12 protein-coding genes are annotated in these 12975 nt (G+C 36.8%); 7 read left to right on the plus strand and 5 right to left on the minus strand.

Annotated elements, in window-relative coordinates; genetic code table 11:
• Nucleotides 1–69 precede the first annotated feature (69 nt).
• Nucleotides 70–324 (plus strand): TIGR03643 family protein, encoded by a 255-nt coding sequence (locus IQ244_RS00625; protein ID WP_193889129.1) that lies wholly within the window; start codon nucleotides 70–72, stop codon nucleotides 322–324.
• A 256-nt stretch (nucleotides 325–580) separates the two neighbouring features.
• Here the strand turns inward: IQ244_RS00625 and IQ244_RS00630 are convergent, their stop codons facing one another.
• Complete coding sequence (locus IQ244_RS00630; protein ID WP_193889130.1) at nucleotides 581–772, minus strand: RNA-binding S4 domain-containing protein; 192 nt, start codon at nucleotides 770–772, stop codon at nucleotides 581–583.
• Nucleotides 773–921: 149 nt separating this feature from the next.
• Here IQ244_RS00630 and IQ244_RS00635 point away from each other — a divergent pair, with 149 nt between their 5' ends.
• From IQ244_RS00635 to IQ244_RS00645, 3 genes are all read left to right on the plus strand, one after another.
• Entirely contained in the window at nucleotides 922–1335 is a 414-nt protein-coding gene (locus tag IQ244_RS00635) for a deaminase (protein WP_228058650.1), read from the plus strand.
• 23 nt (nucleotides 1336–1358) lie between these two features.
• The gene (locus IQ244_RS00640) at nucleotides 1359–1718 is read left to right on the plus strand and encodes a DOPA 4,5-dioxygenase family protein (protein ID WP_193889131.1); all 360 of its coding nucleotides are present in this window, start codon (nucleotides 1359–1361) and stop codon (nucleotides 1716–1718) included.
• Nucleotides 1719–1781: 63 nt separating this feature from the next.
• The gene (locus IQ244_RS00645) at nucleotides 1782–2360 is read left to right on the plus strand and encodes a protein-tyrosine phosphatase family protein (protein WP_193889132.1); all 579 of its coding nucleotides are present in this window, start codon (nucleotides 1782–1784) and stop codon (nucleotides 2358–2360) included.
• Here IQ244_RS00645 and IQ244_RS00650 read toward each other — a convergent pair.
• Nucleotides 2357–3022, minus strand: coding sequence for a class I SAM-dependent methyltransferase (locus IQ244_RS00650; protein ID WP_193889133.1), 666 nt, complete (start codon nucleotides 3020–3022; stop codon nucleotides 2357–2359). The genes IQ244_RS00645 and IQ244_RS00650 overlap by 4 nt on opposite strands.
• A 283-nt stretch (nucleotides 3023–3305) precedes the next feature.
• Here IQ244_RS00650 and IQ244_RS00655 point away from each other — a divergent pair, with 283 nt between their 5' ends.
• From IQ244_RS00655 to IQ244_RS00665, 3 genes are all read left to right on the plus strand, one after another.
• Complete coding sequence (locus IQ244_RS00655) at nucleotides 3306–3815, plus strand: GNAT family N-acetyltransferase (protein ID WP_193889134.1); 510 nt, start codon at nucleotides 3306–3308, stop codon at nucleotides 3813–3815.
• Nucleotides 3816–3907: 92 nt separating this feature from the next.
• Entirely contained in the window at nucleotides 3908–4678 is a 771-nt protein-coding gene (locus tag IQ244_RS00660) for an SDR family NAD(P)-dependent oxidoreductase (protein WP_193889135.1), read from the plus strand.
• A 674-nt stretch (nucleotides 4679–5352) separates the two neighbouring features.
• Nucleotides 5353–8121, plus strand: a complete 2769-nt coding sequence (locus tag IQ244_RS00665) for a hypothetical protein (protein WP_193889136.1) — start codon at nucleotides 5353–5355, stop codon at nucleotides 8119–8121.
• Between the two features lie 193 nt (nucleotides 8122–8314).
• Here IQ244_RS00665 and IQ244_RS00670 read toward each other — a convergent pair whose 3' ends face one another.
• From IQ244_RS00670 to IQ244_RS00680, 3 genes are all read right to left on the minus strand, one after another.
• Nucleotides 8315–8791, minus strand: a complete 477-nt coding sequence (locus IQ244_RS00670) for a hypothetical protein (protein ID WP_193889137.1) — start codon at nucleotides 8789–8791, stop codon at nucleotides 8315–8317.
• 442 nt (nucleotides 8792–9233) lie between these two features.
• Nucleotides 9234–10487 carry a sensor histidine kinase gene (locus tag IQ244_RS00675; protein ID WP_193889138.1) on the minus strand — a complete coding sequence of 418 codons (1254 nt, stop codon included), beginning with the start codon at nucleotides 10485–10487 and terminating at the stop codon, nucleotides 9234–9236.
• Between the two features lie 48 nt (nucleotides 10488–10535).
• The gene (locus IQ244_RS00680) at nucleotides 10536–12950 is read right to left on the minus strand and encodes an MASE1 domain-containing protein (protein ID WP_193889139.1); all 2415 of its coding nucleotides are present in this window, start codon (nucleotides 12948–12950) and stop codon (nucleotides 10536–10538) included.
• Nucleotides 12951–12975: the final 25 nt, after the last annotated feature.

Below are 12975 nucleotides of genomic sequence, written 5' to 3' on the forward strand. Positions count from 1 at the left end.
TCCTATTGAGGTACATCCCTCTAGTCTCTGTTACTTATTTACTTGTAGTCATAACTTATTAGCAAAGGAATGAAACTATCAAATCTTGAACCCCAAACAATTGATCGAATTATTGAAATGGCCTGGGAAGATAGAACCCCATTTGAGGCAATTGAGGCACAGTTTGGACTGCAAGAAAAACAGGTAATTGCCTTAATGCGTCAGCAAATGAAAGCATCCAGTTTTCGGATGTGGCGAGAAAGAGTTACTAAACGTAAAACTAAACATTTAAATAAACGAGAGTTTGTGGCTGGCAGATTTAAATCACAAAATCAAAAATCATGAATCTAACAGTCCGATAGAACTCCTATTTGATTTGTGAAAAAAACTTACTACAGCTTCTGTTCCTCGTTTTCTATCTTGAAGAATAAGTTTGTAAATTAAATAAAATTGCTATATGAATCACGATATTGTCATTTTTTTGCTCAGTGCTGGGTTGCTCATTATATATTTGATTTTCTCAGCCTTGACCGAGATGGGGACAAAGTTACCTGGGAAAAAGTGAGCGATCGCTTTCCCCGATAAACTAGAAGCAAAACTCCTATTGAACTACGTCCTCTACTTTGAAAATTTGTCCTGCTACCGTTACTTGGTCGCTGGATACTAATTTCCGACCGCGACGGGTTTCAACGGCACCATTGACTTTAACATCACCATTAATAATCATCAGTTTGGCTTGTCCTCCAGTTCCGGCGATACCTAGCAACTTTAAAAACTGGTCGAGTTTAATCATTTTGCCGCTTGTTGAATGTAATTCACACTGCACATCAAGATTATTTTATAGCGGTATGCACTTGAATGAGATACAGGATTGACTGCAAAATCTATACACTAAAAGACTTTCAACTCTGTTCCCTGAAATAAATGATGCATGAAATATTTATGCTAACTGCTTTAGAGCAAAGTAGAAAAGCTTTACCACAATGTTTGCCCAACCCACCAGTAGGCTGTGTAATCGTAGACAAGGAACAAATAGTAGCTCAAGGATATACACAATCACCAGGAAAACATCATGCGGAGGCTTATGCGCTGAAACAGATTCAAGGAAAAGCTTTTGACTGCTTGAAAATGTATGTAACTCTTGAGCCTTGTTCTTTTTATGGACGGACACCTGCGTGCGCTCTAACTCTTGCGGAAGATCCTCGTGTAGATGAAATATATGTATCTATAGTTGATCCAGATCCTCGTAATGATGGCAAAGGATTGGAAATTCTGAGAACACCCGGAAAGATAGTTCATCTTGGTTTATGTGCCGATGAAGTCAAGGCTTTTTTAAGCAAATATTTATTAAGATGATAGAAAATAATCTAGGTAAAACTATGAAAGAAAATAGCATGATCATCGGTTTTCATGCTCATGTTTACTATGATCTAGAAACTCGTGATATTGCGGCTCAAATCCGCGAAGGATTAGGTACAAGATTTGAAGTGCAACTGGGACGTTGGCATGATCAGCCAATTGGGCCACACCCTAAATCAATGTATCAAGTTGCCTTTGCACCAAATCAATTTCCGCAGGTTGTACCTTGGTTAATGCTGAACCGTGAGGGATTAGATATTCTCGTCCATCCTGAGACTGGTGATGATGTCACAGACCATACAGCACACGCTTTATGGCTAGGAAATAAGCTGGAATTGAATATCCAAGTCCTACAACGAATTAGACCTAACGCCTCTTAAAAACCTCCACATATCTTTGCCTGGAAAACGAGATGAGGTGATGGGAATTAGCTACCAGAAGATATGACTAGAAATACATACAAATTCGCTGCGGCTTGGGAGCATGAACCAATTGTATTTGGAGCTTCCAGACCAGGTTACTCTCATCAACAAGTATCTAATTGGATTGAGTTCATGAAACAGCAAAATGTTCAACGAGTTTGCTGTCTTTTGAGCGAAGAACAATTAGCTCTTTATCCTCATCTTTTAAGCACATATCAACAAGAATTTGGTAGTCAAAAAGTTTGTTGGACACCTATTGAAGATTTCCATTTTGCGAATTTAGAAACACTCACACAAAAAATAATTCCTTTTTTATTAGCAGCAGACAAAGAAAGTGAGAAAGTAGTTGTACACTGCTCCGGTGGGATTGGCCGCACTGGTCATGTACTAGCTGCATGGTTAGTGAGTATTCGGGGATTCTCTAATCAAGATGCGATCGCCGCCGTAAGAAGAACAGGTAGAAATCCTTATGAAGCTGCGATCGCAGCTGCGTTAACTCTGAGAAATCCCTTCAAAGTTGTTAAGGAACTGAATATCCTGTTAAATGATTGTCGTCTGTTTTACCTAACACACCATGACTGCTTTGATGAACTAACTTAACGCTTGCGTGCTAAAGTTAGCCCATCGGCAACGGCAATCAAACTTAAATCTATGCGATCGTCTTGAGATAACTTGCTGTTGAATTCACGAATAGCTGTGGTAGATGAGTCTTGTAATTCTAATTGAGTCACTTTTCCAGACCACAGCACATTATCAATCACAATTAAACCACCAGGACGCACTAACTTTAAGGCCAATTCGTAATAACGATAATAGTTTTCCTTATCTGCATCGATAAAGGCAAAGTCAAAAGTTTCTGCCTGACCTTGTGTTAAAAGATACTCTAAAGTTTCCGTTCCTGGAGCAAGTTGCAAGTCAATTTTATCTGCCACACCTGCTTTCTCCCAATAACGCCGAGCAACAGATGTAAACTCTTCACTAACATCACAGGCGATAATCTTACCATCAGGCGGTAATACTAAAGCAACACTCAAAGAACTATAGCCAGTAAAAACTCCCACTTCTAAAGTTTTCTTGGCACCAATCAACTTAACCAAGAGTGCTAAAAACTGTCCTTGTTCTGGCGCAACCTGCATATTTGCACGGGGATGGTGAGCAGTTTCTTGCCGTAACTGCAAAAGTACTTCTGGTTCACGTAGGGATACAGACAAGAGATATTCGTACAAATTTGGTGTCAGATTCAGTGTTTTAGCAGTAGACATAATTTCTCGGAGCTTGCGTTTGTTGCATATTTGTGTGAGTATTTTACCAAAAACGGTAACTTGCTCGATTTATCGTAGTATTAATTATGCTAAGAGCCTGAACAAAGACTATTATCCTACGGAGTTAGGCGATCGCAATGGGCTTGTCTCACTGGATGTGATGGTGTTATGTTACGTTCTAATATCAAATGCCAAGAGGCACATTGATTTGGATAAAAAAATTAGCTGTACCAATATAAGATAGTCAATAATTTTTGATCAACAATTGAATTAGTAAAATAATATGCCGTTAATAGAGACATTTACAACTCATAGTTTATTGGCAGAACGGCTGCGATTTCAACATTTAACCGAATTAAATCGGATGCACCAAAATCAACAAGTAATGGCAACTTTAGGTGGTGTGCTTTCTGATGAAGAAACACGGCTATTTATTTTCAATAACTTGCATCATTGGCAGCAGTATGGATTTGGTTTATGGGTATTTCGAGATAAAATTAATCATCAGTTTGTTGGTCGTGCTGGTCTTCGCAATACAAATGTAGAAGGCAGTAATGAAGTTGAATTAGCTTATGCTCTTATGGCTAAATTTTGGGGTCTAGGTTTAGCCACTGAAATGGGAGAAAAAATATTGAAAATAGGTTTTGAACTCCTAAACTTACGGGAGGTTGTTTGTTTTACTCTAACGACAAATCTAGCTTCACAACGGGTTATGGAAAAATTAGGCTTTAAGTATGAGCGTGAGTTTATATATGCAAATTTTCCTCATTTATTTTATCGATTAAAAGCTTAACTATAAAATTAGGGATACTGGCTATATAGATTTTTTTTTAACTGGGAAAAAATCTGATAATATCTAACTTGGAATTTAACGAATTAACTAAAATGTCTTTTATTAAAGATTTTGAAAATGCTAATACCCTAATTATTGGAGCCAGTCAAGGTATTGGTTTAGGTTTTGTGAAAAAACTACTTCTAGATAAAAGAGTCAACAAAATATACGCCACATATCGTCAACAACAAACTGCTGAAGAATTATTGAGTTTAACATCTGAATATGCAGATAAATTAACTTGCATAGAAATGGATATTACTGATGAGTCACAGATTGTTGAAGCAGTCAAAGTTATCAGTACACAAATCAACAAACTACACTTAGTTATTAACTGCGTAGGACTGTTACATGATGGTGATTTACAACCAGAAAAAAGCTTAAGACAAATTAATCCAGAAAATTTACTGCGCTACTTTCAAATTAACAGTATTGGTGCAGTGCTAGTCGCTAAACACTTATTACCACTATTTCGTCATAAACAACCCAGTGTATTTGCTACGATATCGGCTAAAGTTGGCAGTATTGGCGACAACAAACTAGGAGGATGGTATGGTTATCGTGCGTCTAAAGCGGCGCTGAATATGTTGATGCGAACAGCCGCAATTGAGTATGGAAGGAGTTGTCCTAGCACCCTGGTTGTAACCTTACATCCTGGAACAACTGATACTCGTCTTTCTCATCCATTTCAGCGCAATGTACCACCAGACAAATTATTTTCAGTAGAACGAACTGTTACCCAATTATTAACTGTAATTGAACAACTGCAAGCAGGCGATAGTGGTCAATTCTTTTCCTGGGATGGAAGCAAGTTACCTTGGTAATACAACTTAGATTAGGCTGATAGATAAGTGCGATCGCCATATATTTGCATATATTTTTACTGCAAAATTATAGATATAGCAGTCCAATTTGACATTAATTGTTGCCAGATAAAAGATAAAAATTCCCAATAGAATAGTTTATTATACACAAATTCAGCATTAAATCTTAGCCATAAAATTTATTTTTCAGACATTAATTCTGAGTACTTTTTATATAAAATACTCGCTAAAACTATTCAATATAGCTTGTTATTGCGATAGTTAATTCAGTCTCTAGTTCAATAGAATTAAATACTTCAATAGCCTAAAATTCTCAGCAATATGTAGGGCGTATCTCCATTTGCCAATTCAGAATATTTGGCATCATCAAAGACATATACAACTATAAAATCTCCAGGACTTTATTTCTTTATTAAAGTCCTATTTATATTTTCTATTGAGCAAGTCCTAAAATTCTAGGTTCGATTTTCCTGGTTTAAACTTTGTGAGTAAATTTTTACTATTTACCAAACTATTTCATCTGTATCACTATCTAAAAGCATATATAGCAATTCCCAAGCACATGAAATACACCCCACCCGCGCTTTCGCGCACCCTCTCCTTGCCAAGGGCAGGGTTGGGGAGGGGTAATTTTGTCCCTTACCAGAGTCGAAAACGCTATATTATATTTGCTCATGTTTAACCAATTATTTCGTAGCCAACAATATATGACAATATTGCTGTTTACATTATTATTTTTAACTCAGTTAATAATTAATAAAGTAGAAGCAAAAACTCCTCAAATTAAAGAGTTAATAACTTCCGCTAAAACAGATAATGTCGATTTGGCAGCGAGAGAAAATAACATTTATTTCAATGAAAATTTATATGGGTTCAAAAATGTATATACTGCACAAAATATAAATTCCGAGCCGGTTAGAGTTTTTCCTAACTTTAATGATATAAATACACCAAAATTATTTAATCCACTTCTGAGACCAGATACTGATTTTTATGAACCTGATGCAACCAAGCCAACTACTCCAAATGAGCCGGGGAAGAATCCTATTTTAGATAAAAAGAATCTACAAATATTTATATTAAATGCTCTGACGAATAGCGCCAGTAGATATCCTTGGATAATTAGCCCCAGAGATAGTTTAACTTTTGCTGCTTCCTCATTTAATTTTTTAAAAAATACTAATTATATTGATTTTTCCCTTAAATTTTCAGCAGAAGATCCCATTGTTGAGCGATTTAACTTTGCCCAATTTCCTCAAGCAGAGCAATTCTACTGGGTATTACCCGGTAATCGAATTGTAGTAGAAACTCAGGGATGGCAAAGTGGTATTTCATATCAAGGAGAAACCACAGACTTTGAACGTACACAGATTGTGAGATTAACTCAAAGACTTTGGGGAATGCAAGCTGTCTCCTCCCTTCCTCAAGGTTTTCAAGAACTAGTAGGGGAAACTGGCTTAAATCAATTTTCTATTCAATCAATTGCAGCCGAATTAGTTAATCCAGTGGGTATTCCTGCACCTCCTGTTCGGATTAATAACCCAAGGATAGGGAATAGTTTAGATATAACTGCGCTCATTCCTAATCTTTCTAGCTTAAATGCCAATAATCCGCCTTTAATTTTACAATCTTTTCCTACTAATAACTTACAACCATTATTAGGAGATGTCAGTCTCCGTAGAGGAAGTATAGTTCCTAGAGATAATTTAAAACAGGCTGGATTTATTTGGGGAAATCCTTTAACCGGCGAAAGAACACGATTTCAAGCGCCAACTACATCTATAGCAGGAATCAAATTAGGGAATCGTCAACAATTTGATAATTATGATTTGTTTGACATTTTGCTAAATCCTGATATTAGTGATAAACAACGGAATTTTTCTTACCTCAATTCACTATTTTGGGTGACTTTAGGTCAACGACAAACTCTACTCAGAACTAGAGATAAAACAGAAAATCAAAACTGGCAGAGATTTTATTTTAGTCGTCCGCATAATCGGGCTTTATTACAGTACGATTCTTTGCTCAATAAAGCAACATATACTAATATTTATAGTAATCCTGGTGTGTCTCTATCTTTTTCTGTTGATCCAATAGATGTAGATCAGATACAAACTGCTAATACTTCTTTAGGAATGCTTGCAGGAGGACTTTTTGAGTTAATATCTCTTCCAGAAGTAGAACAAAGTTTACAAGAAGCTCACGAGAGATTTTCTCGACAAGAAAATTTTGCACCTATCAACTCAAAATCTACCCCAGAACAAAGAAGAAAAATTAATCAAACCCTCAATCGAACATTGTTTTTAGGTAATCGGACAAGTAGTTTAGAGCAAATTTCTGGAACTTTTACCTTACCAAGTACGATTACACCCAATAGCTCTAGTATTTTCCAAATCCGCACTGGTAATTATCGTAGAGCAGTCCAATTCATAGATGGGAAACGGACTTGGAGAGAAGGTGAGACTTATATTTCTAAAATAGCTGTTTCAAATCGAAATTTTGGCGGGTTATCATCTGTTAATGTACCTATTCCTGCAAAACAAACATCTATTTTTCCAAATAATCGCTCATCAGCTTTACAGGTGAATTTGATTAGTCCCGATGGTAAAAATTTTGTGCAGAAATTTAATTCATCTGATCCTACATCTGTGCCGGTAAATATAAATTCATTTGATTTGGCTTTTGATAATATCGAATTAAGTCAAAATGGACGATTGATTACTAATTTGCAAACTTTTAATGGATATTTATCTTTACCTAGTCTCGAAGGTTTATGGGCTGGTTCTGCCGGCAATTGGAATTACAGTATTAATTCAGGTATCTGGTTTAATTTGAATGCAGATAATGTATTTAATATCGCCAATAATCTTGGTGTTTCAGAGCCTACATTTGGTGTTTATACTAATGGGTTATTAAACTATATTAATACTAATATAGAGTTGAATGAATCTGGGCAAACTCAAACTATTACAAGCCACATTCCCGCATTACGATTCCATTGGAATAGTGGAGCTAACTATCAAAATCCTGCTTATATAAATTTGAGTTACTCTTTTATTCATCAAGATAAATATAGAAATAACTATTCTTTAGCGACAGGGATTGTATTTTATGATGAAACTCGTCGTTTACGACAAGCTGGGTTTTTTCAGGGTGAATTGGAATTAAGCACAGGTTTGGTGTTGAAAACTAGTGGAGAACTCAGTGAAAACTTTTTCTACACATTAGAAGGTACTCAAAAAATAAACTCTAATTGGTATTTTGGCGCTTATCTGCAAAATTTTCAGGATATTAGCCGTGGTATTAAGAGTAGAGTTAATGATTTTACTTATGGATTATTAATTAAATATGATATTCCTAGTAATGGGATGTTTTGGGAGTCTCGCTGGGGAATGAGTGGAAATACATTTGAAGCTCGTTTTGAGGGGGGCTTTCGATTCTAAACCTGCTAACATAAAGAACCTAAGAGGACGCATAGATAAGTTAGCAGTTTCCCTCAGTCCATAACACAAATAAATCAGACTTTAAAACGTTATTGCATAAATCCTAACAGTATAACTTTGAAGAGAAATTTGTTGGGTTTTGCGATCGCTCCACCCAACTGAAAAGTATGGAAAAAGTCTCTACAATTGCAGGCTAGTCTAGGCCATCATTACCAACAGCCGCCCTGACAAGTGCTGCAAATTCATCCAGTGTCAGATTACCGTATCTTAGTTTTTCAACTATGGCTGCTCTGATAGAACCTTCTGGTACTGTATAAGGCAGTGGTAATAGTCCGCCAGTATGGAGTGTAACGCTTGGTGTGGAAATATGAGTTACCGGATCTATATATGAAACTCCTGTAACTGTATAACTACCGTTGAATCCTGCAAAAAACGTACCTATAGGGGGGTTGATTTGAGCAGCAGCAGTGGATAAATAATTACTAGGAGTAACATATACTACTGCACCGGCAAAAGAACCTGGATCTCCAGAGGAAAAATCACTGATTGGGCTTTCTATTAAAGTTTGTGCTGATGCTGGAGTAGATGTGAAATTTACGCAGCTAATTAATCCTGTAAGAAATAGGCCTACTTGCCATAAAATTCCAGCAGAACGAGAATATAAAGTCATTTGAGAAAATCCTTGATTTTGAGGAATTTAGTCTTGTTTGCTGGATGTTGTTTATGCAAGTTAGCAAGACTAAATTAGTCTTTTGTTGCAGTGATATAAATTCAGTCTCTAATTAAGAATGTCAGTATAATCAGTGTTTTTGATGTTGTGTCTGGCGCTTAGTTTTAGAGAATCAGTCTAATTAATAGGATATATTTTTTTTGTATTCATGGTAGAAAATTACAACAAAATAAAAGACATAATTTTACGGACTTTAAAGACATAAAAGGGAGTATTCTTATTGTGTTAAATTAGTCCAATTTACCAGCTATACTAAATTTCAAACAGTCTCTACGACAGCCAATAGTCGAGCGATCGCTACATCTATTAACACTTACATATCAGGCAATAATGCTCCGAGCTTCTATCCTATTCATCTCTGGGGAGATAACTCAGATTGTGCTTACAAAGGCAAGATGATGACAAATTCAGTTCCTTGATTGAGGGTGGAATTAACCTTAATTGCGCCGCCATGCTTTTCAACTATAATTTGATGAGCGATCGCTAGTCCCAATCCTGTACCTTTACCAACTGCTTTCGTGGTGAATAAACTGTCAAACATCCGTTGTCTCACCTCGTCTGTCATCCCAATACCGTTATCAGCAATCCGAATCGTGAGATCTTTCGGGCTGGACATTTCTGTGGAGATTTTGATTATCAAGGAATCATCGGCTCGCTTTTTTTGCTGCCAAACATCTTCTAAAGCATCAACGGCATTAGCTAAGATATTCATAAACACTTGATTGAGTTGCCCTGGATAACACTCAACCTTTAGTAAAGCCGCATATTGTTTGAGGATTTGAATTTCAGGGCGCGCCCCAAACCCTTTCAGGCGGTGGCGCAGAATTAACAGTGTACTATCAAGTCCTTCATGAACATCAAACTTAACTTTTGCCGATGTGTCAGTACGAGCAAAGTTGCGTAGTGAAACAGAAATATCTTCAATTCTTTGGGCGCTAACCTGCATAGAATTGAGGAGTTTTGGTAAATCTTCTAAGAGAAATTCTAAATCTGTTTGAGCGATCGCATCTTGAATAACTTCTGGTAATTGCTCATAATGTTGCTGACATAATTGCAGAATTTTCGACAAATCCGTAACATATTCTTGTGCGGGAGGAAGATTGCTCACAATACAGCTAATGGGATTATTCATTTCATGGGCTACACCTGCAACCAACTGACCAAGCATGGACAGCTTTTCTTGTTGTACCAGTTGCACTTGTGCTTGTTTTAAGGCTGCTGTGCGCTCTATTACCCGTTGTTCCAGATCATCGGTCAATTGCTTAAGTTGCAAGTGCATTTGCACCCTGGCAATTACTTCTGCTTGTTCAAAGGGTTTAGGAATGTAATCAACTGCACCTAAAGAAAGTCCTTTCACCTTATTTTCCGTATCCGCCAATGCTGTCATAAAAATAATTGGGATGCTTTGGGTAATAGGATCAGCTTTGAGTTTCTGACAGGTTTCAAAGCCATCTATTCCTGGCATCTGCACATCTAATAAAATCAGTACTGGTGGTTTATGCTGGACTAATTCAATTGCACTTTCTCCATCTTCAGCAACTCTCACCGCAAAACCTGCGCTTTTTAGTGCTTGTGATAAGACTGACAAATTAGTGGGATTATCATCAACAATTAAAATAAATTCTGAGTTTGGCATTGCTTTAACTATCGCCCTTTATTAACAATAATTAACATTATTAATCTTCTAGTTATTTTGATTTATCCATTGCGTTAACACTTCTCTGAGCTTTTTCATTTGAAAATTTTCCGCCAATTGGATTACTTGTTGAGCAAAATTAGCATAAATAGGATTACTAGCCTTTAAATCATTGGCTGCTTGCAATAATCCATCAATATTACCTCCTTTAGCCAACTCATATAAGTGAGTCAATATATCAACAGTGGGTAAAGTCAAATCATTGTAATTAGATATAACATTAGCTTTCTTGGGATTGTCATCAATTAAAGAGCTTGGCGCATATATCCAAATTAAATTTAGATGTACTCGCAGTAGTTCTAGTAAAACTTCAGCGACAATAGGCTTAGATAAGAAGGCATTCGCCCCAACATCTAAACTCTGATTTTGGTCACTATCAAACACGCTGGCAGAAGTAGCAATAATTACAACATTTTGTAATTGAGGAGATTGTTTAATCTGTCGGATAAATTCAAAGCCATCCATCACAGGCATGATTAAATCAGTAATAATTAAATCAGGTAAAGAAGCTACAGCCTGATTAATTCCCTCTGCTCCATTACTAGCGTCAATTAATTCAAATCCAATGGGTTCTAGTAAATTGAGCAGCACAGAACGGTTTTCCCATTTATCATCTACTAATAAAATGTTGCGTTTTTTGCCTTGATAACCTGTGATAGCGCCTTGTGACATTATCCTAGAACTTGCTGCCCATTGTTTTGCTTCTGGTAATTCCACTTCAAACGAAAAAATACTACCTTGACCAACTTGACTTTTAACTTGTAAATTACTGTCCATCAGATAGACGATTTTTTGACTAATAGCTAATCCTAATCCGGTGCCTTCAGCTTGTTTTTTAATCTCGCCTACTTGCTCAAAGGGTAGGAAGATTTTCTGCAATTGTGCCGTTGTCATTCCTACACCTGTATCTTCAACTTGAAAGCGAATTTTATAGTTGATTATTTGTTGTTTTTCTGTTTGACTAATGACATCTACTTTTAAAGTAACGCCCCCTTGATCTGTAAATTTAATTGCATTACCTAAAAGATTAATTAGCACTTGCCTTAATCTTTTTTCATCAGCTTGAATGCCAATGGGCAATTGAGGGTCTGGCTGATAATTGAAAGCAATTACTTTTTGATCAGCTTTTATCCGACAGATTTCCACAACTCCTTCTAGAAATGAAGGAAGATGAAAATCAATGGGATGTAATTCCATTTTGCGGGCTTCGATTTTCGATAAATCCAGCACATCATTAATTAAAGTTAAGAGATGAAAGCCGCATTGATGAATAATTTCAATACCTTTAGATCCTTTTTCTGTTAAGGTTTCAGTTCGTTGTAAGATTTGAGTGTAACCGAGGATGCCATTTAAGGGTGTGCGTAATTCATGGCTCATGTTGGCGAGAAATTCACTTTTGGCTTGATTAGCAACTTCTGCAATATTTTTAGCTTCCTGGAGTTCAGCCGTGCGTTCTGCTACACGCTGTTCTAGTTCATCATTAGCTTGGCGGAGAATCATGGCTGATTTTTGATTTTCATGTGTTACCGCAGAGATGATAAAAGTAGTGATAGCGATGACACAGATGAATGATTGCAGCAAAATGAGTGATTCATTAGGCGATTGTTGTTTGGCAAAGGAACCAAAACCGTTAACAGTACCAAAAACTGCGATCGCTGAGACAATCAGTACAGCTAAAGTCGATATCCGCGCTTCAAATCGATATGCTGTCCAAATCAGTGGAGGAATAATCATGTATTCAATTGGGTATCCCCCAGAAAAAGCCACCCGAACAACCGCCATCATTAACAGTAAAACAAATGCTAGTTCGATAATTTGTCGCCGACGAAAACTTCTTGGTGATGGAGACTTTTGCAACCATGCCAACAGTAAAGGTGTGACAATTAAAATACCTGCACTGTCCGATGTTAGCCAGGTTTGAAAAACGTTACCGAATACTGTCCAAGGTGCAATCCCACTGATACACAGCGTCAGTGCAGCCAGTACAGAACTGATCAGGGGACTGGGTATAGTGATAACTATAAATTTAAAAACATCTTGCGATCGCTCTAAAAAATGGCGGCGCTTAATAAATCGCTGAATTAAAAAAGTTGCAACAAAAGGTGTAATTAAATTAACGGCAGGGATAATAGTACTAATTACAAGATTATGTTTAAAAAAAATAATATAACTAACAATAAAATCGCTGACAAATAAGATAGGCCAAACCCGATAGCCTATTAATAACATTCCCGCTACAAATACACCCAAGGAAGGCCAAAATGCCGATGCACCACCGACAAATGTCATAGATAAACCGATGTATCCTAGTCCGAGGTGAACTAGAGGAATAATCAGCGCTGCTAAGATAAATGGGCAGTCAAGCTTGACTAGGAGTTGCTGCTTTATCGTATTTAGCTGCATTTATAGTCTCCATACGAATTGCAGA

The sequence above is a fragment of the Nostoc sp. LEGE 06077 genome (genome assembly GCF_015207705.1).
GTDB lineage: Bacteria > Cyanobacteriota > Cyanobacteriia > Cyanobacteriales > Nostocaceae > Nostoc_B.

Bases quoted from the DNA above. Each gene is read 5' to 3' on its own strand.
- IQ244_RS00625 (WP_193889129.1), top strand. From the start codon at position 70: ATGAAACTATCAAATCTTGAACCCCAAACAATTGATCGAATTATTGAA.
- IQ244_RS00630 (WP_193889130.1), bottom strand. From the start codon at position 772: ATGATTAAACTCGACCAGTTTTTAAAGTTGCTAGGTATCGCCGGAACT.
- IQ244_RS00635 (WP_228058650.1), top strand. From the start codon at position 922: ATGCTAACTGCTTTAGAGCAAAGTAGAAAAGCTTTACCACAATGTTTG.
- IQ244_RS00640 (WP_193889131.1), top strand. From the start codon at position 1,359: ATGAAAGAAAATAGCATGATCATCGGTTTTCATGCTCATGTTTACTAT.
- IQ244_RS00645 (WP_193889132.1), top strand. From the start codon at position 1,782: ATGACTAGAAATACATACAAATTCGCTGCGGCTTGGGAGCATGAACCA.
- IQ244_RS00650 (WP_193889133.1), bottom strand. From the start codon at position 3,022: ATGTCTACTGCTAAAACACTGAATCTGACACCAAATTTGTACGAATAT.
- IQ244_RS00655 (WP_193889134.1), top strand. From the start codon at position 3,306: ATGCCGTTAATAGAGACATTTACAACTCATAGTTTATTGGCAGAACGG.
- IQ244_RS00660 (WP_193889135.1), top strand. From the start codon at position 3,908: ATGTCTTTTATTAAAGATTTTGAAAATGCTAATACCCTAATTATTGGA.
- IQ244_RS00665 (WP_193889136.1), top strand. From the start codon at position 5,353: ATGTTTAACCAATTATTTCGTAGCCAACAATATATGACAATATTGCTG.
- IQ244_RS00670 (WP_193889137.1), bottom strand. From the start codon at position 8,791: ATGACTTTATATTCTCGTTCTGCTGGAATTTTATGGCAAGTAGGCCTA.
- IQ244_RS00675 (WP_193889138.1), bottom strand. From the start codon at position 10,487: ATGCCAAACTCAGAATTTATTTTAATTGTTGATGATAATCCCACTAAT.
- IQ244_RS00680 (WP_193889139.1), bottom strand. From the start codon at position 12,950: ATGCAGCTAAATACGATAAAGCAGCAACTCCTAGTCAAGCTTGACTGC.